This window comes from Bacillus alveayuensis (assembly GCA_030812955.1).
Classification (GTDB): domain Bacteria; phylum Bacillota; class Bacilli; order Bacillales; family Aeribacillaceae; genus Bacillus_CB; species Bacillus_CB alveayuensis.
The window spans coordinates 1-20934 of the sequence record JAUSTR010000010.1; the positions used below are offsets into that span (position 1 = coordinate 1).

Annotated in this window: 21 protein-coding genes and 1 riboswitch; of the genes, 1 reads left to right on the plus strand and 20 read right to left on the minus strand. The window is 37.9% G+C overall.

Translation table 11 applies throughout. From position 1 onward, the window contains the following. Nucleotides 1-237: 237 nt before the first annotated feature. From J2S06_RS10810 to J2S06_RS10865, 12 genes are all read right to left on the minus strand, one after another. Entirely contained in the window at nucleotides 238-963 is a 726-nt protein-coding gene (locus J2S06_RS10810; protein ID WP_419152290.1) for an ATPase, read from the minus strand. After that, entirely contained in the window at nucleotides 960-1442 is a 483-nt protein-coding gene (locus tag J2S06_RS10815; RefSeq protein ID WP_044747560.1) for an ECF transporter S component, read from the minus strand. The genes J2S06_RS10810 and J2S06_RS10815 overlap by 4 nt, the downstream gene beginning before the upstream one ends. A 239-nt stretch (nucleotides 1443-1681) precedes the next feature. Next, nucleotides 1682-2119, minus strand: coding sequence for a bifunctional adenosylcobinamide kinase/adenosylcobinamide-phosphate guanylyltransferase (locus tag J2S06_RS10820; protein WP_419152291.1), 438 nt, complete (start codon nucleotides 2117-2119; stop codon nucleotides 1682-1684). After that, nucleotides 2071-2694, minus strand: coding sequence for a histidine phosphatase family protein (locus J2S06_RS10825; protein ID WP_044747558.1), 624 nt, complete (start codon nucleotides 2692-2694; stop codon nucleotides 2071-2073). The genes J2S06_RS10820 and J2S06_RS10825 overlap by 49 nt, the downstream gene beginning before the upstream one ends. Then, on the minus strand, nucleotides 2652-3458 hold the full coding sequence (gene cobS, locus J2S06_RS10830) for an adenosylcobinamide-GDP ribazoletransferase (protein WP_044747557.1): 807 nt from the start codon (nucleotides 3456-3458) through the stop codon (nucleotides 2652-2654). The genes J2S06_RS10825 and cobS overlap by 43 nt, the downstream gene beginning before the upstream one ends. Then, nucleotides 3433-4965: a cobyric acid synthase gene (locus J2S06_RS10835; protein ID WP_419152292.1), complete on the minus strand. Its 1533-nt coding sequence runs from the start codon at nucleotides 4963-4965 to the stop codon at nucleotides 3433-3435. Before J2S06_RS10835 ends, cobS begins: the two co-directional genes overlap by 26 nt. A gap of 4 nt (nucleotides 4966-4969) precedes the next feature. After that, nucleotides 4970-5533 (minus strand): bifunctional adenosylcobinamide kinase/adenosylcobinamide-phosphate guanylyltransferase, encoded by a 564-nt coding sequence (locus J2S06_RS10840; protein ID WP_419152293.1) that lies wholly within the window; start codon nucleotides 5531-5533, stop codon nucleotides 4970-4972. Next, nucleotides 5518-6615, minus strand: a complete 1098-nt coding sequence (gene cobD / locus J2S06_RS10845) for a threonine-phosphate decarboxylase CobD (RefSeq protein WP_419152294.1) — start codon at nucleotides 6613-6615, stop codon at nucleotides 5518-5520. Before cobD ends, J2S06_RS10840 begins: the two co-directional genes overlap by 16 nt. Continuing rightward, on the minus strand, nucleotides 6572-7555 hold the full coding sequence (gene cbiB / locus J2S06_RS10850) for an adenosylcobinamide-phosphate synthase CbiB (RefSeq protein ID WP_419152295.1): 984 nt from the start codon (nucleotides 7553-7555) through the stop codon (nucleotides 6572-6574). Before cbiB ends, cobD begins: the two co-directional genes overlap by 44 nt. Next, a complete protein-coding gene (locus tag J2S06_RS10855) occupies nucleotides 7548-9017 on the minus strand; it encodes an adenosylcobinamide amidohydrolase (RefSeq protein WP_419152296.1) in 1470 nt (489 codons plus the stop codon). The genes cbiB and J2S06_RS10855 overlap by 8 nt, the downstream gene beginning before the upstream one ends. A 1-nt stretch (nucleotide 9018) precedes the next feature. After that, nucleotides 9019-10080 (minus strand): FecCD family ABC transporter permease, encoded by a 1062-nt coding sequence (locus tag J2S06_RS10860; protein WP_419152297.1) that lies wholly within the window; start codon nucleotides 10078-10080, stop codon nucleotides 9019-9021. Continuing rightward, nucleotides 10043-11002, minus strand: coding sequence for an ABC transporter substrate-binding protein (locus J2S06_RS10865; RefSeq protein WP_044747550.1), 960 nt, complete (start codon nucleotides 11000-11002; stop codon nucleotides 10043-10045). The genes J2S06_RS10860 and J2S06_RS10865 overlap by 38 nt, the downstream gene beginning before the upstream one ends. Before the next feature lie 133 nt (nucleotides 11003-11135). Continuing rightward, nucleotides 11136-11322, minus strand: a riboswitch (cobalamin riboswitch). Between the two features lie 222 nt (nucleotides 11323-11544). Between J2S06_RS10865 and J2S06_RS10870 the strand changes: the two genes are divergently transcribed. Further along, on the plus strand, nucleotides 11545-12306 hold the full coding sequence (locus tag J2S06_RS10870; RefSeq protein ID WP_044747549.1) for an IclR family transcriptional regulator: 762 nt from the start codon (nucleotides 11545-11547) through the stop codon (nucleotides 12304-12306). A 144-nt stretch (nucleotides 12307-12450) separates the two neighbouring features. On the opposite strand, the gene J2S06_RS10875 is transcribed toward J2S06_RS10870, so the two are convergent. The 8 genes from J2S06_RS10875 to J2S06_RS10910 form a co-directional block, all read right to left on the minus strand. Next, entirely contained in the window at nucleotides 12451-14040 is a 1590-nt protein-coding gene (locus J2S06_RS10875; protein ID WP_044747548.1) for a class I adenylate-forming enzyme family protein, read from the minus strand. A 102-nt stretch (nucleotides 14041-14142) separates the two neighbouring features. Then, nucleotides 14143-14544 carry an acyl-CoA thioesterase gene (locus tag J2S06_RS10880; protein WP_419152298.1) on the minus strand — a complete coding sequence of 134 codons (402 nt, stop codon included), beginning with the start codon at nucleotides 14542-14544 and terminating at the stop codon, nucleotides 14143-14145. A 13-nt stretch (nucleotides 14545-14557) separates the two neighbouring features. Further along, nucleotides 14558-15400, minus strand: a complete 843-nt coding sequence (locus tag J2S06_RS10885; RefSeq protein ID WP_419152299.1) for a fumarylacetoacetate hydrolase family protein — start codon at nucleotides 15398-15400, stop codon at nucleotides 14558-14560. Between the two features lie 31 nt (nucleotides 15401-15431). Beyond that, nucleotides 15432-16565, minus strand: coding sequence for a cupin domain-containing protein (locus tag J2S06_RS10890; RefSeq protein ID WP_419152300.1), 1134 nt, complete (start codon nucleotides 16563-16565; stop codon nucleotides 15432-15434). A 216-nt stretch (nucleotides 16566-16781) separates the two neighbouring features. Then, complete coding sequence (locus J2S06_RS10895) at nucleotides 16782-18086, minus strand: TRAP transporter large permease (RefSeq protein WP_044747545.1); 1305 nt, start codon at nucleotides 18084-18086, stop codon at nucleotides 16782-16784. Beyond that, the gene (locus J2S06_RS10900; RefSeq protein ID WP_083978767.1) at nucleotides 18083-18652 is read right to left on the minus strand and encodes a TRAP transporter small permease; all 570 of its coding nucleotides are present in this window, start codon (nucleotides 18650-18652) and stop codon (nucleotides 18083-18085) included. The genes J2S06_RS10895 and J2S06_RS10900 overlap by 4 nt, the downstream gene beginning before the upstream one ends. A gap of 117 nt (nucleotides 18653-18769) precedes the next feature. Beyond that, entirely contained in the window at nucleotides 18770-19834 is a 1065-nt protein-coding gene (locus tag J2S06_RS10905; protein WP_044747544.1) for a TRAP transporter substrate-binding protein, read from the minus strand. Nucleotides 19835-20014: 180 nt separating this feature from the next. After that, nucleotides 20015-20842, minus strand: a complete 828-nt coding sequence (locus J2S06_RS10910) for a DODA-type extradiol aromatic ring-opening family dioxygenase (protein ID WP_419152301.1) — start codon at nucleotides 20840-20842, stop codon at nucleotides 20015-20017. Nucleotides 20843-20934: the final 92 nt, after the last annotated feature.

Consider the following 20934-nt stretch of genomic DNA (forward strand, 5'->3'; position numbering starts at 1 on the left):
TAGGGGTCAATTCGTGCGATTGACACCCCCGAATCATACCAAGAGGGCTTTTTTTATTCAAGTCCCCGAAAAAACTTCTAACAGGAATGCTCCTTAAAGCCTTTTTCTACTATTATTATATACTTTAATTAAAATTCTGAATATTTTTTATAATAATAAAGTTATCTGAAAAAAGTTCTATTTTCTGGTGAACATGACATGAAAAAAGAAACCCTAAAAATTCATCTTAGGGTTTCTTTAATAGAACAAATTGTTTTCGATCGGATGAAAATATTCTCCTGATAGATCACGTATTTCTCTTTCTCCTTTTAAATCGTAGGAAATGAGAAAACATGTTGCTGGGCCAGCTGATTTATCGATATCGAGAGGACTCGAAACATTTCCAATCTGAATATGGTTATTTTTCAAAAGTTGTTCTAACTCATAATAAATACCTTTTGACCCAATAGGGACGATTTCATATATTTTCGGATGGTTAACAAGTGATTTGAACAATGATAATGGAGCGACTTTTTCTCTTTTTTCTAACACTTCATGTCCAACTAACGGCTCACCAATCACCGCATATTTCGCCTGTTTTAGTGTTATTCCAAATTTCTTTTTTGATACGTGAAGCCGTCCGATCACGATAAAGCCAATAGCCGACTGCATCACCGAAAAATTGCTTTCTGTACTCCCTGTAATCGGTATAGGATCGATTTGAAGCTCTTGAAACAATTGATGAGCTCCTTTTTTAAATCGTTTCCATTCTCCCTCCCCAACAAAGTTTTGAATGACAATTGCAACAGGTTTTGCGCCAACAGCCATACATTCCATCATCGCCACCCTTAAAGAAAAATAAGCAACCGTTTCATAGTCTACTTTCACGAGATCATGTTCTTTTTCACCCACCGCTCCGGAATTATCTGAGGCAATCACGAGCCTTTCTTCCTGTGAAAAAGGAAGTATTAATACATCCCTCATGACAGCTTTTCACCTTTTTGTTTTGCTAGTGCGAGTATGAGTTTCGATGAAAGCAAGCTAGCAATGGCTACGTTTATAAGCGTGCTAACAAGAAGGGCTGGGACAATTGTGACGAAAAAGGCTTTTCCCATTAGAAAATAAAAGGGAAGTGGAGCGATGAAAGCATTTGCGATGATGACAAAACCATATGCCACAAACTTATGGAACTTTTTGTATAAATGTCCAAAGACGAATAGTATGATTAACATTTCCAAGGCAATAACCAAATGGAAAACCCCTAATGGAAAACCGGCAACGAATGAAGAAGCGAAATGACCTAAAAAAGCAACAATCCCTCCTTGGACGGGCCCTAATAAAATCGAAGCAAGAAGAGCTGGAAATGAATCGAGTGCGACACTTCCTACTATGGCTGGAACTTTTATCATACCCCCAACAACTGATATAGCGATCAACATCACCATGTACGTATATTTTTTCATGTTTCTTCCTCCCCATGATCGTTAAAATTTTTTATTTAGGCTCTTTTCTAAAAGATTGTTGCTTTACTATACGATAGCTTTTCGACTGTCAAGCAAGCGAAACACTTGGGCTACGTCACGCGTGTAGCGTGACGTGAACCGAACAACTGTCGATGGTCGGACAAATGTGATTTGTCCGGCCACGTGCTTTTTTCGGTTCATAGACAGTCGAAAAGCAACAAAGTTTACGAAAACAGCCTTTATTTAAGTCGTTCATTGATTCCGTACCAAATCACATCCACTCGTTTCGAATGACTCACCAAATCTTGATAGCACCAGCCTGTCATATCACGCCAATTTCGATTTCGTTCATCTAACGGCACAACCCCTTTTGTAATATCTGTTCCAATGACCACAAGCTTTCGCATTGGATTTTCAAGTTCCCATTTTTCCCAACTTTTGAAAACGTCGTGCCATTTCTCTCGCCAATTCGTTTGATTTGACCATTTATATAAAAATTGTTCTACTCCTTCAATGACCGTTATCGTTTGAAAAGAATCGACTGCTTTCCATTCCATTTGCGCCCCGTTTTTCTCGTAAGCTGAAATCCATACATAATCGTTTTTTTCATTTAACTGATAAAACGCTTTCACCCATTTTCTTTTTCCATTAAAGGCCCCACCTGTAACAAAGTGCACCGATACATCCTCCTTACTTCTTCCCGATCACCTACTAACGAAAGTACATCTCCATGTTTAATCGAATAATCCCAAAAGCCTTGATCACTTGGACCAAATTGTGTGAACAATTCACGAATGGAGCCACCGTGTGCCACACAAACAATTTGTTTAATGGAAGGGTCTTGGAAAGCCTCAAGTATTCTGCTCCAACCGTTGTGAATTCTCTTTTTAAATGAGGCATAACTTTCTCCATTTGGAGGTGGAATCTGAAACGGATCGTTTAACCATTGTTCGTATTGGATATCATCTCTTAAATCTTCAAATGTTTTCCCTTCAAAATCACCAAAATTCATTTCTCTAAGTTCTTTCAAAAGGATTGGTTTTAGATGTGGGTAAATGATATTAGCTGTTTCTATACAGCGATTTAAATCACTTGAAAATAAACGGTCTGGCGATTTTGGGTAAACTTTTGACTTTAATTCGCGAATCCCTTGTTCACTTAAGGATGGATTGGACCAACCAATATATCGTTTTTCTTGATTTTCTCTCGTCAAACCATGGCGTATGAATGTAATAACCACACGATCAACCATAACATCGTTTCCGTCCCTTCTATGGAAGCCCCTAAAGTATCTCCTGTTAAACCACCAAACGCATGTTTAAACGTAAAGGTAGCGAAATAATAAAGGATGATAAAAACGAATAAAAATACCGAGATTATAAAAGCAACTTCTTTAGCTATGAAAATCGAAGAAACAAGTAAGATGATTACGTATAGGAAATATATCCATCCATCCTTTTTCGATAAAGCTTCTGAAAAGAAAAAGCCTAAGCCTTCTTTTTTGGCCATCCCTGGACCATAAATTAGCAGTGTTCCCATTAGAATTCTAGAAAAAATAGGGATGATCGCTATCACGAAATAATCCTTTCCAGACAAAGATTGTACAAACTCAAAAATAAATAAAAACCGAAACATGAGTAAACTTAACAATGATAACACACCAAATGTTCCAACACGCGGGTCTTTCATAATTTCAAGTCTGCGTGTTTGATCCCGGTACGAAAAATAAGCATCACTCGTATCGGTCCAGCCATCTAAATGAATGCCACCTGTGATGAAAATGAAATAAAAAAAGAAAAGAATGGAGATCGCAAACTGTGATAGAGGTGTAAAGCTATAAAACACCCATAAAAATAAGCTAGCTGAAATTCCAATTGCTGCGCCTAAAAGTGGAAAAGTTAAAATCGCATTTTTTAAACGTTTTTTATCGATTGAAATTTCTTTTCGAATAGGTATAACAGAAAAAAATTGAATGGAAAGCAAGAAACCATCAACGATTGCCTTTAACCATGCCATCTTCGTTCTTCTCCCATGATTCAATAAGTTCCATTAAGTAATCAATATCCAGATGTTCTTTCACATAATTCGCTAATCGGTCAAATTGGTCCGCCTTCTCTTGTTTAACTTGAACGATCTCTTTTATTGGAAGTCCTTTTTTGTTTCGCAGGCGATTTAACCATTGTGTACGAAATGGATCATTTTCAAAAATATGATGAAAATAAGTGCCGATTATACGGCCGCTATCATATGAAGCCCCGTCTATTCCATTTTCCGTTATGATCAATGGGGATACGGCATCATCATATTGAACGACTGTTGTTCCTAAATGAATTTCATAGCCATCCACTTCGAGGCCAGAAAATCCGGATTGATGATGCATGACCCCTTTACTTCGAATCGTCTGTTTCTTTGGAAGAAAGGTTGTCACAGCTGGAAGTAAATAAAGACCAGACACTTTAAACCCTTTTTGTCCTGTATCAGATCCTGCTTCATCGAATAACGTTTCGGACAACATTTGATACCCGCCGCAAATTCCGATGATCGTGCCGCCGCTTCTCTCATATTGTTGAATCGTTTGGTCAAGCTTCAACTCTTTAATCCAATGTAAATCTGAAATCGTGCTTTTTGTACCCGGAATGATGAAAGCATCTGGTTGTCCAAATTGATTTGGATGTTCAACAAATCGGATTGAAACATCGTCTTCAAACAAAAAAGGTTCAACATCTGTGTAATTCGAAATATACGGTAATCGCAATACCGCGATATCAATTTCTTTTTCTTCCTTTTGTAAAAACCTTGAGCGAATTGATAAAGAGTCTTCACTATCAATCATATGATGAGGTAAATAAGGTACAACGCCTAACACTTTGACACCTGTTTTGTCTTCAAGCCATTCAACACCATTTTCAAATAAAGATAAATCCCCACGAAATTTATTGATGATGATGCCTTTCACGCGTTTTCGCTCTTCCTTTGATAAGAGCTGTAACGTCCCGACAATATTGGCAAAAACACCGCCCCGCTCAATATCCGCTACTAAAATCACAGGTACATCAGCCAATTCTGCCACCTTCATATTCACAAGTTCACGGTCATTTAAATTAATTTCAACTGGGCTTCCAGCTCCTTCAATCACAAGGAAATCATGGTGTTCTTTAAGCTTTAGGAGAGATGTTTGTATCGCTTCTAGGCCGATTTCGTAAAACCTTTCCCGGTACTCCCTGCCTTCATACGTTTCATAACTTTCACCAAAAAGGACGACTTCTGCCCGTCGATCATTTCGCGGTTTTAATAAAATAGGATTCATATAGACTGATGCATTCACACCTGCTGCTTCTGCTTGTATCCCTTGTGCTCGACCAATCTCTTTTCCATCAATCGTTACATAAGAATTGTTCGACATATTTTGCGATTTAAATGGCGCTACTTTGTAGCCTAATTGGCGAAATAAAGCACAAAACGCTGTAGCAATAAAGCTTTTTCCAGCATCAGATGACGTTCCTTGCAGCATAATCCCCTTCATAATCTCACTTTCCTTTCATAAACACAGGTACCCCAAACTCCATTTTTACGGCAATATCCGCTTTTTGTACGATCCATTGATGGCACTTTCCAAGTAGTTTCATATAAGCGAAAAGAACTTCATTGTTGAAGGAGTCGTAAACAACTTCATTGGAGACGATGACGAAAAGAGATGTCCTCTCGTATAATTTTTCTATTCCTTGTTGAATCGATTGGAATACATATTGGTGATGATTTGCATCTTTCCATCGTTCATCGCCATTTTCAACACCGAAAAACAATTCATTGTTGACTAAATTCGTTAAACAATCGAGTAAAACAATTTCACTTCCTGAAAAATGACTAGCTAAGCTCTTAATATCTCTAGGCTTTTCCCAATTTACCCATTTCGCTTTACTTGTTTCTCTTCTTTTTTGATGATCCAAAATTCTTTTTTTCATTTCATCATCGGTTTGAACCGCCGTTGCCACATAATGGATGTTCTTTTCATTTCGACTTGCTTTCCTGACGTACTGTTCTGCCCACGAACTTTTTCCGCTCCTTACACCACCAGTCACAAATACGAGCATATTTTCCTCCATTTCTGTAATACTTCCAATAATCGGTCATTTTCTTCTCTCTTTTTAATCGCTAGTCGTAAATAACGACCTTCCAAACCACGAAAATTGTATGTATGTCGCGGGACAATGCCATGCTTTAGCAAAAACACTATCAGTTCTTTTAAATCCTGCTTCTCAGGTTCATTTAACAAATAAAAATTCACTTGACTATCCGATACGTCAAAACCAAGTTTACGAAGTTCATTTGAGACTCGATTTCTCTCTTTTTCCATCCATTGTTGTGTACGTTTAACATGTTCATCATCTTTTAGGCATAACGCTCCTATCTTTTGGGCAATGGCATTGACACTCCATTCCGGCTGATACTTTTTCAGCTTTTCCAAAACTGCTTCATGACCAAGTGCATACCCTAACCGAATTCCGGCAATCGCAAACATTTTCGTCAATGAACGTAAAATGATGAGGTTCGGAAATTTTTGAAGATATTGGACCATTGAATGATTTTGAGTAGAAAAATCATAAAAGGCTTCATCGATGATCACGAAAGTATTTTGTTTTGCCGCTTCCTTTAGGATTTGATATAGCTCTTTTTCTTGAAACGCCTTACCTGTTGGATTATGTGGGTGACAAATAAAAATGGCCTCAACTTCATGAATCGCATTCAGCAGTTCATCGGCATATAGCTCCCAGTTCTTTTCACTTTCTAATAAAAAAGATGAAACTTGGCACCCAAACATTTCACAAGCCTTTTGATATTCCGAAAAAGTAGGTTCAACGATTAATACCTTCTTATTTTTTAGCAACGCACTTGCAAGGATAAAAATAATTTCACTCGCACCGTTTCCAATGAAAATTTCCTTTTCCTTTACATGTTCTTTTTTAGAAATCAATTCTTTTAATTGTAAACAATATGGATCTGGATAATCTTCAATACTAATATAATACGACTGCCATTTTTCTCGGATCATTGGAGGCGGCCCAAATGGATTTATATTCACACTAAAATCAATCCGTTTTTGTTTTTCTAGTAAAGGTATTTGAAGAGATTCATATAAATAAAATGGATTGGACCCATGAGACGGCAGCTTCAACGATCACACCTCCAATCATTAACATGACAACAAACAACAAGTTTGTACGCAACATAATGAGTATCGATTGCTCAATATGATCGGCTTTTAAAGGAAAAATACGGTCACCAAGCTTGGCTCTGTTCGAAATGATTCCTTTATATTTATTCACCCCGCCAAGCTGAACACCGAGCAAGGCTGCCATTGCTGATTCAGGAAAACCGCTGTTTGGACTTGGATGTTTTTTCGCATCCCTTAAAACAATGTGAATGCACATTTTTAGACGAACCTTTAATAATGTAGCATTAGCCAAAATCATGATAGCAGCGGTTAACCGACTTGGGACCCAATTGAAGAAGTCATCTAGTTTAGCTGATGCAAAGCCGAAATGTTGATATTTTTCATTTTTATATCCAACCATCGCATCCGCTGTATTGACCACTCGGTACAAAACAGCTAACGGTGCTCCTCCAATAAGTGACCAAAAAAGCGGCGCTGTGACGGCATCACTCGTATTTTCAGCAACTGTTTCTACTGTCCCACGAACAATTTCACTTTCTGGCAAGTCTTCTGTATCACGGCCAACAATCCAGGAGAGTTTTTTTCGTGCTTCATGTAAATCTCCCTTTATTAGTGGTTGATACACGTCATACGCCGCTTCTTTTAAGCTTTTTTCAGCGATCATAAACGAAAGAATGATAGCTTCTATGAAAATACCAAAGACGAGATGAACCGAATAAGCATATTGAACAATCGTGAATGTCATCACTACAAAGAAAGCACTAGCTGTCAAAATCATAAATAATCCTTTTAATTTAAGATATTTTCCTTGATTCCATTGGCGATCTAGAAACGAAATCACTCTTCCCATCATTCTTACAGGATGTGGTACATTCCGAGGATCACCCATCCATTTATCAAGAAAAAATGCGATGACAATGGAAAGAAGATGATTAATCATGAAAATCCCATCTTTTCTTATAGGTTTGGATCGCTTCTTTCGTACATTCATATACACCTTTTCCGATGATTTTCCCAAGCGTTGTGATGGGCCCAGCATATGGAATGATTTCTCCTTGCTGGATAGCCGCAACGAGGATACTATCTGTCGATGTCCCTGTTGCAATCGTTTTCGTCACATTGTCGATAATATTTTCATCATGCATCGCTTTTGTTTTCGCTTCGGTTGCTGTCATAATCGCTTGAATATAAGCTTCATCCGATAACGTGCCATTGATCAATATCCATGTGTTAATCGTCCCTGGATGAAATAGAACTTCATGCTTAAAGCTTTTGGAAACATCAACAGCATTGCTAACGCCAGCTGTTACGACAACGACAATCGAAGCATTTCCTTCATTCATTTCTCTTATCGCTACATCCTCTAATTTTGCCGCTGTCATCATCCCAACCGTTTCTTTTGGATGAAAACCATGCTTGAGTAAAAATTGTTCCATTTCTGCTTGTACATCATCACAATGATAATCTTTTGGCACATGACGGTTTATAAAGGTTGTATACCAGCCAAAACCAGCCCCTATGACAGCAGATGACAAAGTTTTTAACGGTATAGGGGCACAATACGAGATGATTTCATTCGTTATTTTAATATCTTTTCGTTGAATGAACCATTCATGTTCTTTTTGTTCAATTGACGAAAGCATCAATTGTGGACGAGGCAGCTCTGGATGAGGCTGTTTTTTAATCGTCGCTTCATATACTTGTTTAATAACTTCTTCTTCTAGCACATGGTTAGGTTGATCAAGTGCTTTTACCTTTCCGTTGGATAATAATAATATTTGGTCACAATATAAACTTGCTAAATTCAAGTCATGAAAAATGGAAACAACAGTTAAGCCAAATTTTTTGGACCACCATTTTAATTGATCAAGTAAATTTTTTTGATGGGAAATATCTAAATGATTGGTCGGTTCATCCAACAATAAGACTTTCGGCTGCTGGGCTAATGCTTGGGCTAAAAAAACCCTTTGCTTTTCCCCGCCGCTAATTTCATGCATCGATTTTTGCGCCAAATGGAAAATATTCGTTTGTTTCATCACTTCTTGAACAATTTCTTCATCTTGTTGTGTCCATTGTTTAAATAAACCTTTTTGAAATGGGTAGCGCCCAAGGGAAACTGTTTCTTTTACAGTGTAGTCAAAAGCTTGCGCCGTCATTTGTGGCAATACCGAGACTTTTTGAGCGAGCTTTTTTGGAGAATAGGATGAAAGCGGCAAACCATCCAACATAATCGTTCCTTCCTTCAGTGGTAAAACACCGCTTATCAATTTCAGCAAAGTTGTCTTCCCACTTCCATTTGGCCCTAAAATACCGAAAAGCTCTCCTGCTTTTACATGAAAGGATACATTTTCAATGATCGAAACGCCATGATAGCCACCTGATACATTTTTGACCGTTAGCATGCTATCCTCTTCTTTCTAACCGTTGTCTAGTTAAAATCAAAGCAAAAATCGGTGCCCCAATCAATGCGGTGATCACACCAATTGGTAGTTCGGTTGGAGAAATAATGGTACGCGATACAAGGTCCGCCAATATTAAAAAACCAGCTCCAAAGAGTAAAGATAAAGGAAGTAAATCCCGATGGTCAGGTCCCCATAAAAGTCGGTTCAAATGAGGTATGACAAGTCCAACAAACCCAATCGTCCCAGATACAGCGACTGCAGCTCCCGTTAAAATGGAAGCAGCTATTAGTATAGAGAGTTTCTTTTTGCGCACATCAACCCCTAAATAATGGGCCTTTTCTTCCCCAAAGGATAACGCATTTAATTCATTTCCATGGAAAATTAATAAAATCGTTCCAATTATAAAAAACGGAAGAAATAAATAAATATAGTCCCATCCACGCATCGACACACTGCCTAAAAGCCAATGAATAATTTGTCTTAATTCTTCTCCTGTTAAGGCAATCATGAGTGAAATGATCGAGCCAAGAAATGAACTCATAATAATTCCTGTTAAAATAATCGTTTCCATTTTCATGGATCTTTCTACAAACCTCGAAAACATTAACACAGCAATGATGGTCAAAAAGCCTGTAAAAATGCTGACAAGTGGAAGTGTCAAGTTCCCTAACAATGGGAGTTGAACCCCGAAAAATAAAACGAATACAGCCCCTAAAGATGCACCAGAAGAAATCCCTAACGTATAAGGGTCTGCAAGCGGATTTTGTAATAATCCTTGAAAAGCGGCTCCTGCCAAAGCTAAAGAAGCTCCAACAAGACCCGCCAACATAACTCTCGGCAAACGAATATCAAGGACAATGTTTTCCATCATCGGATTTGTTGTTTCATGTAATTCTGTATGAAATAACGCATGTGCCAAAATATCTAAAATGGATAAAACCGGGATTTGAAACGTACCAATTGACACACTAGCTAAAAAGGCAAAAATGGAAAAACTAGTGACAAATAGATAGGCTATTGTACGCTTACTGATCGAAGATTTCTGGATAGACAGCCTTTGCAAGTTCTTCGACTCCTTCAATTAATCTTGGACCTGGGCGGCTCACAAGGTCGGAATTCACATCATAAACGCGTTTATTTTGAACAGCAGATACATTGTCCCAGCCATCACGATTTAATATTTGTTCAGTTGCATCCGGAACATAATATCCGTATGTTGTGATAATAACATCAGGATCTGCCTTAATAACCGCTTCTTCTGTTACTTGCGGCCATCCTTCTTCTTCAATGATGTTTTTCGCATTGATAATAGTTAACATTTCATCCATAAACGTTCCTTTTCCTGCTGTATATAGCGTCGGTGCTCCTGAAACTTCCATAAACACCTTCATTTGCTCTTCTTCAGCAATTTCCGCTGCCTTTTGCTCAATCTCATCCACTTTTGTTTTCATCATTTGGACAATCTCGCTTGCTTGATTATTCGTTCCCGTAATTTTCCCTATCGTTTGAATTGTTTCATAAACTTGGTCGAAAGATGCAGCTTCCTTTACAACAAATACAGGAACTCCGGCATCGCGAAGCTGATTTAATCCTTCTTCCGCATTATGAGCACCTGATTGATGTGCTAATACTAGATCAGGGTTTAAAGATAAAATTTTCTCGACATTAAACTCTTGGCCACCAATTTTTTCAATATTGTTCACTTCTTCAGGATAATTATCGAAATCTGATACACCTACCATTTTGTCTCCAAGTCCAAGTTCAAAAGCAATTTCTGTATTGCTTGGTATTAAAGAAACAATTCGCTCAGGCTCTTTTTCAATTGTTATCTCATTCCCTAAAGCATCTTTCACCGTTACTGGAAATGCACTCGATTGTTGTGTTGTGTTCTCTTCCTTCGACTCGTCCGTATTTGCACCACTACAACCTACTAATACTCCTATTAATAATAGAAAAGATGCCAATAAAACTGAAAACTTCTTCATTTTCTTCCCCCCTAATAGTTTCTATAAAATAAAAAACATCTCCCTTGAAAGATAGGAGATGTACTAAAAAACGCTTAAAAGCTATATGTATACAATTTGCGTTTTCTCATACACCTCCCTATCCTCGTAGGGCTTGTGGTGTAAAAAACAGGCAGGTCTCCTGGCTTATGATCATCGCTTCCCGGGCCTTCCCGTATACAATCATACAGTGGCAATTCCGAGTCGCTCCCAATTACAGTGGCGGGACCGCGTTGGATTTTCACCAACTTCCCTTTTAAGCGACAGCAAACACTGTCAGCACCTGTTTTTTATATGTAATTGTTGTAACAACATAGATTATACACGAAATAAAAAAATTCGCATAGAGAAATCAACGATATTACGACAAATTGTTCGCATTGTTACGGCTAATATGTTCAATGCATTTTGGAAACACCCTAAATCGAAAATATTGTTCGAAATAATAGAAAAATTCTGTTTTAAATGCTACAATTATTTAAACGGAGCAATATTACAGTGTTTGTTGAAGGATGGTTTTAGCAATGGAAGAAAATAAAAAGCATACGCAAATTCAGTCACTTCTTGTAGGGTTTTCCATCATTGATCGTATTGCTAAAAACGGAAGTCCCATGAAATTTAATGATATTCACTCCGATACGAAAATAGCAAAAAGTAATTTATATAAATATTTAAATACATTGACAAACCTCGGAATCCTTTACCGAGATAAAGAAAACGGCTACTATTCCCTAGGGAGTACATTGATTCAGTACGGAATGGCAGCCATTAACCAAGAAGATTTAATAAGCAAGGTTACGCCTTTTTTGCATGAAATCAATATGAAATTAAAGGAGACAACATTACTGACCGTTTGGACAACGAATGGTCCGATGATTGTAAAAATGATTCATAGCCATCTAGGATTGAATTTAGGCGGGCAAGTTGGAACGATTCTCCCGATTTCATCAGCCGCAGGTAAGATCTTTGCCACATTTATGCAGCACCCTAGCACAAAATCTTGGATAAAAGAAGAATTATCAAAGCTTGATGAAAAAACGCAAAAACAATTAACTATAGAATTTGAAAAAATTAAGAAAGATAACATCTCTTTCGCCAATGAAGCACTAGCCCCAAATATTTCTTCATGTGCAATCCCAATTTTTAATTTTGAAAAAGAATTATTAGGAAGTATTATCGTCGTCGGATTTGAAAAATCCATCCCTCATACAGTCGAAAATGAGCTGAGTCAATATTTACTAAGGAAAGGAAAAGAAATATCCGCTATTTTTGGCTTTAAGGAATAATAAAAGAAAAGACACACGATCTCGAATGATCGATTTTTTCACATTACAATCATAAATGAAGAAGCTGTCTCGAAAAAGGAATATTTTTAAGGCCTTTTTCGAGACAGCTGTTCTTTTAATCTGAGAAACCTATGAAAATCCGTTTTATTGTTTATGGATCGTTAAAGCTTCTTTCCGAACCATTCCTTTCGAGATTTTTCCAGATGGAGTAGTCGGCAACTTATCTTTAATGACTAAATGTTCTGGTAATTTATATTTTGCAAATCCCTTCTCAAGGAGATACTCTTTTATTTCTTCCAAATCGATTTGTTCATCATCTCTTAAGGAAACAAACGCACATCCCCTTTCACCTAAACGAGGGTCGGGAACACTGACAATGGCCACTTGGTTGATTTTCGGATGCATTTGCAGAGCTTCTTCAATTTCAGAGGCATGATATTTCAATCCGCCGCGATTAATCGTATCCTTTGTCCGCCCTACGAAATGAAGATATCCTTTTTCATCAAGCCACCCTTGATCCCCCGTTAAAAAATAACCGTCTTTCGTGAACGAATGCTCTGTTGCAAGTGGATTTTTATAATACTCAATAAATAAACTGTCCCCTTTAAAAGCAATCTCGCCTATTTCACCGGTTGGAAGGGGCTTTTGAGCATCGTCAAGAATTTTGACTTCACCTACTGGTGCTGCTCTTCCAACAGTCTCCCATGCTAATGACGCTTCCTCCCCGGGACGTGTAAAGGTTCCCGCACAAATTTCACTCATTCCCCATTGTGCACCTACATCACATTTTAAGATCGCTCTTAAATCTTGAACCATTTTCGCTGGTATTTTTGTTCCTCCAGTTAAAATAAACCGCAGATTTAAACCGCTTACATTTTTGTTTTCACATTGTCTTAACAGATCGATTAAATGAGCAGGGGCCGCGATTAAAAAAGAAACGTGTTCTTTTCTGAGCAAATCAATGATTTCGTCTGGATGATAATGTTTATAAAGGAAATGTTTTGCCCCAAATTTAAGACCAATGATAATCATTGGTAGTGAAAACATATGACATAAAGGGGTCAGACATAAAATCGTATCTTTATCGGTTACTTGATACTCCTTTCCATTTTGCAAATGGCACGGAACAAATGTCTGAAACGTATGGAGAACAGCTTTCGGATTAGACTCCGTCCCTGATGTAAATAAGATGAGGCACGGATCCTCTGAAGTCGGCAAATTATCGTGTACATCTTGCTCAGACACCGATTCAGGTTCTGAATCAAGCAAAGAGGAAAGCTGAATGCTGCGATCATCCTTATTCTCCCCTGCCACTATAATATGCTGCAAATCTTTCAATTGATCTTGCAATTCAAAAGCTAGTTTTTCATAGTTAAAGCCTTTCCAGCTTTCCATCGTTATGAATGCTTTCGATTCACAATGGGCTAACATATAGGATAATTCTTGTTTGCGGTAGTTCGGGCTTAGCGGATTAAAAATAAGTCCTATTCTAGCAGCTGCTAAATGTGCTACAACAAACTCGAAAGAATTAGGAAGTTGAACAGATATAGCATCACCTTTTTTTAACCCGAGCTGCAAAAAATGCTTCGCTAACCGTAATGATAATTGATCTATTTCTTGAAAAGAATAGCGGTCGTTTCCCTCGATAAAAGCAACACGGTCTTTATAGGCTGCTGCTGATTGTTCGATTAATTCATGAATGAGCAAGTTTGCTACTAATCGGTTCGTTGCCATTAACATACCTCCGTTTCTTCATGATACTTGAAAACCGCCAAGATAGAACAAGGCGGTTTTCCTATCACATAATGGGAAGATGACGATCTTGAAAATGTTTATTTATTCTCCCAAAAGGACACTTTTAACATTTTCAGGAACTGGTACAGCTTTTGGACGTTCTTCTGCTACGGACGTCCACGCCCTGATTTCATGTCCTTCAGCAACAATCACGTCTCCTTTTTTAAACGTATGCTTAATTTTGAAAACTTTGTTGTGGACTTCCGCTACTTCAGAATGAACAGCAACTTCGTCATCATACATTAGCGGCGACTTAAATTGGCAAAACGCTTCAAGTAAAGGTGTGATGATGTTTTCATCCTGTAATTTTGCTATTGGAAAGCCTGCAGCACGCAAAAGTTCATGAGAAGCTTGATCCATCCAACGATAAAAATTCGGGTAAAACACGATGCCAGCTGCATCTGTATCGCCCCAAACGACTTTAAACGGATAAACATTTTTCATTTTTTTCACCTTTCTATTCTGCTAATTTTACATTAACGGAGAATTCCCCAACACTTTCAACTTGAATGCGAACGATATCGCCATCTTGAATTGGTCCTACGCCTTCAGGAGTTCCAGTTGCGATGATATCTCCCGGATATAAGGTGGAATGAGTAGACGCTACTTCTAAACATTTGTAGCAATCATAGATTAAATGCTTTGTACTCCCATCCTGGCGCAATTCATCGTTCACCCAAAGCTTTAAACTTAAGTTATTCGGATCGTGAATTTCATCGGCTGTAACGATCCAAGGACCTATCGGAGTGAATGTATCAAACGATTTTCTCCACGTTCTTTCTTCATTTCCGCGAATGGATATATCTAATAGAGCAAAATACCCGAAAATATAGTCTTTCGCTTCCGAATATTGAACATTTTTCGCTTTCTTTCCGATCACAAACCCGAGCTCTGCTTCGTGGTCAGTACGCCTGTCTTTAAAAGGGAGCAATATCGAGTCAGACGGACCTGAAACCGATGAAGGCGCTTTTAAAAACAGCGCCAGCTCTTCAATCGTTCTTGGAGCGTTGTTAAATTGTTTGTTCATTTCCTCCTGATGCTTTTTATAATTTACGGGAGCAGCCCATACTTTGCTCGGTGAAGGGACAGGTGCTTGAAAAGCTGCTTCTTCAATATTATACTTTTTTCCTTCTTGTGCAGCTTTCGCCAGTTTATCTTTTAGTGAATCAAAATGTTCCATAAGTTGGACTAGTGATTCATGTGGATGATGTATATCCCAGTCCACCACATTCGTAACATCCACTACATGTTTATCGACCACGATCCCTAATTGATTGTCATTGAAGATGGCTATTTTCACTGGTATTCCCCCTTGCTCAAATCCTACTCAACTATTTTCCTAACTCTATCGTTGCGTCTGAAGTAAAAACTCGCTCGATTTTTTGATGACCTTCCGGATGTGCTTCTTCTCTTTCTAATCCAAGCATTTCCATGACCGGCTTATCATTGAATGAGAATAAGTAAGCATCTTCTGTTCCTTCATTCACGTGCTCGTGCCAGCTCCAAGGAGGGAGTATAAAGAAATCTCCTTTCTCCCATTCAAACTTTTGTCCGTTAATGACCGTATACCCTTTTCCTTCCAAAACGTGATATATTGCACTATGAACATGTCGATGTGCATTTGTATGTTGTTTTGGCAATAATTTTTGCATCATCGAACCGATTCTTTCATCTGCCGAACCTCCTGTTGATGGGTTAATATATTCAATGGCATAACCATCAAACAGATCTTCGTTTTCCTCAGGTGATGCGCTCATTTGTTGAAGAACGTATTTGGCTCGGTCCCATTTGTAACCTATAATTGGTGACGGATATCCAGGTTTTTCTTTTTTCCCTTTTGGTACAAAAACTCCTTTTGCCCATCTTTCTGTTGAATAGTTTTCTTTCGGCTTCTCTGGGTAAAATCCATCTTCATACGGTTCAAAGAAAGAAGCAGCCAGCGTTTTTACTAAACCGACATCCAAACCGTCTAACCAAATCATTGGTTCTGTCCCTTCATGTTTGTGTTCATGCCATGTCCATGCTGGGGTAAGAACCATATCTCCCCGTTCCATATAAACTTTTTCCCCATTGACTGCTGTATAAGCTCCTGAACCCTCGATAATAAAACGAATCGCGCCTTGGGAATGGTGGTGGGAAGGTGCAAATTCACCTGGAAGCAATAGCTGTATTCCTGCATATAACGTATGTGTTCCATAGCCGACTAATCCATGTTTTAATAAACTCGGGTTTTGTAAATAGACAACACGGCGTTCGGCGTCTTTTCCAGGCTCTAATATTTCCCCTGCTTTCATGACATAATCGCGAATTGTTTTCCATTTCCATAAATATGGCTCCACATCATGCACTGGCTCTTTCGTCACCATATGACCTAAATCATACCAAAGAGGACCTAAATGGTTTTTTTTCATCCCATCATAGTAATGATTTAATTGTTCTTCTGTAAGAACTTCTTTTTTACTCATAAGGAATTCCCCCTATAAAAATTTCACTTCACGAAATAAATCCTTATATAGTGAACTTAATTTCTTAATTCGATATTACATGAGTCGTATTAATATTGTCAATAGTCAGAATTTAATATCTTGTTTTAAAATTCAACTTTATGACAAATGAAAAAGAGGTTGCGTAAAAAGCTTTATCGACAACCTCAACTATTAAAATGATGATCGACTGTATTTTCATTCAATAAAACTTGGCAAGAATGTTACAATTTCCGGGAATATAATTAAAATAATCGTGAAAATGACCATTGTGATAATGGACGGTACCACACCTTTAAAAATTTTTTCGATCGGCACATCTTTGACAATCCCACTTATAATATAAACACTTAAACCTAAAGGTGGCGTGAGAATTCCAATATTTAAGACCATTACCATAATGATGCCAAACCAAAGCCCATCAAATCCTAATTGTGTAACAATCGGATATACAATTGGCAAGGTTAATACCATAATAGCAATTCCTTCTAAAAACATGCCGAGGAAGAAATAAACGATTAAAATCAAAGCCATGATTAAATAAGGAGAGACATCAAGTGATCCTACTAAAGCTGTTAATGTCATCGGAATTTGGCTAAGTGCTAAAAACTTTCCAAACAACGAAGCGCCGATTAATATTAAAAAAAGCATAGCTGTTAATCGAAGTGTTTCGTCCAATGAAGACCTGAGTTTAGACCAGCTTAACTTTTTCGTCATGGATGTGATGATAAAGGCACCCATAGCCCCGATGCCACCTGCTTCGCTCGGTGTAAATACGCCAAAATAAATGCCTCCTATACTAATGACGAAGACTAGCAAAAAAGGCCAAATGCTTTTTAAGGAGTAAATTTTTTCTCTTAAACTTGCTTGCTGTTCCTTTTTTGGAGCGATGGAAGGATTTAAGCGAACTTGAATGTTAATCATGATCATAAAAAGCACTGTCATGATGATTCCAGGAATTAGTCCACCGATAAGTAACGGCCCAATTGGCTCTGACGTTAGAGCACCGTACAAAATTAAGATGACACTAGGAGGAATAAGAATTCCTAATGTTCCACCAGCCGCTACCGCTGCCGTAGAAAAGGTTGTTTTATAGTTGTATTGATTCATCTCAGGTATAGCAATTTTCGCTAAAGTGGCAGTTGTAGCATTACTTGAGCCAGAAATCGCTGCAAAAATGGAACTAGCACCAATCGTTGCAATCGCTAGCCCCCCACGGAAATGTCCAAGCCATTTGTCAACAGCATTGAAGAGATCCTTTCCAAGCCCAGTGTTTGACATGAACATTCCCATTAAGATAAAAAGCGGAATGACACTTAAACTGTAATTATTCACTTGTCCAAAAGCTGATGTTCCTAATTGAGAAAGTCCTACCTCCCATCCTGCTAACAGTGACACCCCTAGAAAACCAACTAAAAAGAGTGATAAACCTACCGACACTCGCAAAAGAATGAGGACAATGAGTAAAATGATTCCAACAACTCCTGTCATTTCTGGGCTCATGATTTCACCACCTTAAGCAAAGATTTTAAAAAGTCTAATAGAAAGGTGAGCATAAAACAAAGAGATCCAATTGCAGCGGTAAAAACAAAGATGTATAACGGGATCCCAAGATCACCACTTGTTTCATTTCCTATAAAAATCCTATTCCCATATTCAAACAGCTTCCAAGTTGTTAAAAGGAGCAAAATGAATAAAATGAATGAACTAACAGCATAAATTACATATTGGATTTTTTCCGGCAGTTTATTCGTTAAAAAATCAATTTCGATATGTTCTTTTTTTATCTGTGTCATCCCCAAACTGAAGAAAATAATGACGGCTAAAGCCAATCCCGTTATTTCATATGTTCCGGTGACAGGTTTGTTAAAAAAATATCTCCCTATAACATCGGCAGTCGTCAAAAACATAAGGAGAAATAATAAAATGCTTGAAAGGGAATGAAGAACATTATTCAACTGGTAAATGAACTTGTCTAGTTTGTTGAGCCAATCAACTGTTACTTGCTTAGAATTTACTTGTACTTGTGAAAAGTCCGGGTTTAAATTTTCCTTGCCTTCTATTTTCATCTACCATCACCTCACATTGTCAGCATGCGAAAAAGTAAACTAATACCTGTGTACGTTTCTGTATCATGATGAATCCATAAAATGTTGTACACAGGTATTGAACACCGAAAATTTAATTTAATTTCCTTTAATTAGTTCCACAGTTCGGTCATAAATTTTATGACCATCAATCCCTTTCTTTTCCATATCTGATAACCATTTTTCCGTGACAACTTCAGAAGCTTTTTTAAACTTTTCCAATTCATTTTCAGGTAATGTGATAAATTCCGTACCGTTTTCCTTCGCTTCTTTTTCGGCAAGCTCTTTCTGTTTGTCAAAGGCTTTACCAGATCTTTCTGCCATTGGAACACCTAGCAGCTTTTCTTCAATAACCTTTTGGTCTTCTGGTGAAATTTTATTCCAGCTGTCTTTGTTCATCGCTACATAATAAATACTTGTGTTGAAATTCCCAAGTGTGACGTAATCTACAACATCAAATAAGTTAAAGTCTTTAATCGCTGCAACAGGAAGTACACCGCCATCAATGACCCCTTTTTGCATGGCATCGTAAATTTCTGGTGCAGGCACGGAAACAGGCGTCGCTCCCCAAGATTTAATCATTTCACCTGCTTCAACGGAAGGTGTACGAAGCTTTAATCCCTTTACATCCTCGAATGTGCGGACAGCTTTTCCTTTCGTAATGATGGCATAAGGATCAGCTGCATGTACCCATAAAAGTTTGACATCGGAATATTCTTTTTGAATTTCTGGAAATTCATCATATAATTTTTGGGCAACGACACTTAATTCTGCACCACTTTTTCCATCTGGGAGAAACGGCAATTGCAGCACCGAGTGAACTGGGAATTTACCAGCATTATATCCTTGTAACCCCCATCCTGCATCCATAATGCCCGTTACAATGTTATCGTATGTTTCTTTTGGACCTCCTAATGCTCCACCTGGATATATTTTAAATTTGACGCGGTTATCTGTTAATTTAGCAACCTCTTCACTGAATGGCCTCATAGAATCTTTATCCTGTACATGGTCAGGCGAGTTCATATGACCCATTTTAAATTCAAGTGATTCCCCGCTCGATTCACTGGATCCTCCTGCAGAATTCGATGAACAGCCTGCAAAAATCAACATGGACAAAATAAGTGTTAACATGAAAGAAGTTTTCAGCAAACGATTTTTCATCATATCCCCCCTATAGTAGCAAACGCTTACATAATTGAAAATTTTAAATATTTTGTATTCGAGATTTATGATAATCTTTCATTTTTTATAAAACGATAGCGATTTTCTTCTATATGAAACTAATAGATAATTTTTTAAATTTTTGTCATTTCCATTTTTATTTTAATGAAGCCAGAATAGTCAACTCTTTTGAACAGTAGGCTGTTCCGTTTTATCAAATGTAATGAGCGCGTTCCAGCTTCCCGAAGATTGACCGTCTGCCAAATATTGTGGTTGGTCATGATCTTCTAGAATACTTAATAACATCGCAAGGTGCCGTCCACCAGACTCCACTTTTGCTAATCTAGCATATTGAGGAAGCATATTGTAGGCGGCCTCATATTCTTTCTTTAACATATAGTCGATAAACTGTTTGTCTAAAGCATGTTCTGAAGCAGTTGGTTTATTGTGCCTGCCGCGAACTAAATTGTGTGACAGTGCTCCACTTGAGACAAAAACAACCTTCTTTTTACTTTCTTGTAAAACTTGCCGAATTAGCTGTCCCCACCGATATGTTTCATCTAACGTTGCGGCTAGTGTAACGGATAAGTTGACAACAGGTATATCCCCGTTAGGTACGAGATATTTCAACGGTACAACTGTTCCATAGTCCCACACGTAATGAGGGTCGTCCACTCCTAATACTTGCAATCCAGCATCTTGCCCAACTTTCACAAGATCATCTCCCAATTGCTTGTCTCCTGGATAATCATATGGAACGTCACGAATTAAATCAGGACATTCATTAGCAGTTAAAATCCCTTTATGGACTGGCGTGCAATTCACATAATGGAAAAAGGTCGACGGCCAGTGGCAAGAAACTAGGACAATAACATCCGCTTTAAGATCGTAAATTTTTTTTGACACCTTCTTCATCTCAACAGCCAATTCCTTTTGGAAATCAGGGACTTGATCAAAATGACACATACTCGGTACATGCGGTACTAACATAGATAATTCAATCGTCATCAATAGCCCTCCTTTAAAAAATTCGTTGTGACATTAATGTTAATTTTCATTCGTTGCATTTTCAATACTATTGTTGCATATAAAGCAACATT

Excerpts from the sequence above, each read along its gene's own strand:
- J2S06_RS10865 (WP_044747550.1), bottom strand. The coding sequence starts at position 11,002 with ATGAAGAAGTTTTCAGTTTTATTGGCATCTTTTCTATTATTAATAGGA.
- J2S06_RS10900 (WP_083978767.1), bottom strand. The coding sequence starts at position 18,652 with ATGAAAATAGAAGGCAAGGAAAATTTAAACCCGGACTTTTCACAAGTA.
- cobS (WP_044747557.1), bottom strand. The coding sequence starts at position 3,458 with ATGGCATGGTTAAAGGCAATCGTTGATGGTTTCTTGCTTTCCATTCAA.
- J2S06_RS10840 (WP_419152293.1), bottom strand. The coding sequence starts at position 5,533 with ATGCTCGTATTTGTGACTGGTGGTGTAAGGAGCGGAAAAAGTTCGTGG.
- J2S06_RS10855 (WP_419152296.1), bottom strand. The coding sequence starts at position 9,017 with ATGCTAACGGTCAAAAATGTATCAGGTGGCTATCATGGCGTTTCGATC.
- J2S06_RS10810 (WP_419152290.1), bottom strand. The coding sequence starts at position 963 with ATGAGGGATGTATTAATACTTCCTTTTTCACAGGAAGAAAGGCTCGTG.
- J2S06_RS10910 (WP_419152301.1), bottom strand. The coding sequence starts at position 20,842 with ATGACGATTGAATTATCTATGTTAGTACCGCATGTACCGAGTATGTGT.
- J2S06_RS10835 (WP_419152292.1), bottom strand. The coding sequence starts at position 4,965 with ATGAAGGGGATTATGCTGCAAGGAACGTCATCTGATGCTGGAAAAAGC.
- J2S06_RS10825 (WP_044747558.1), bottom strand. The coding sequence starts at position 2,694 with ATGGTTGATCGTGTGGTTATTACATTCATACGCCATGGTTTGACGAGA.
- J2S06_RS10870 (WP_044747549.1), top strand. The coding sequence starts at position 11,545 with ATGGAAGAAAATAAAAAGCATACGCAAATTCAGTCACTTCTTGTAGGG.
- cbiB (WP_419152295.1), bottom strand. The coding sequence starts at position 7,555 with ATGATTAATCATCTTCTTTCCATTGTCATCGCATTTTTTCTTGATAAA.
- J2S06_RS10905 (WP_044747544.1), bottom strand. The coding sequence starts at position 19,834 with ATGAAAAATCGTTTGCTGAAAACTTCTTTCATGTTAACACTTATTTTG.
- J2S06_RS10890 (WP_419152300.1), bottom strand. The coding sequence starts at position 16,565 with ATGAGTAAAAAAGAAGTTCTTACAGAAGAACAATTAAATCATTACTAT.
- J2S06_RS10895 (WP_044747545.1), bottom strand. The coding sequence starts at position 18,086 with ATGAGCCCAGAAATGACAGGAGTTGTTGGAATCATTTTACTCATTGTC.
- J2S06_RS10880 (WP_419152298.1), bottom strand. The coding sequence starts at position 14,544 with ATGAAAAATGTTTATCCGTTTAAAGTCGTTTGGGGCGATACAGATGCA.
- J2S06_RS10875 (WP_044747548.1), bottom strand. The coding sequence starts at position 14,040 with ATGGCAACGAACCGATTAGTAGCAAACTTGCTCATTCATGAATTAATC.
- J2S06_RS10815 (WP_044747560.1), bottom strand. The coding sequence starts at position 1,442 with ATGAAAAAATATACGTACATGGTGATGTTGATCGCTATATCAGTTGTT.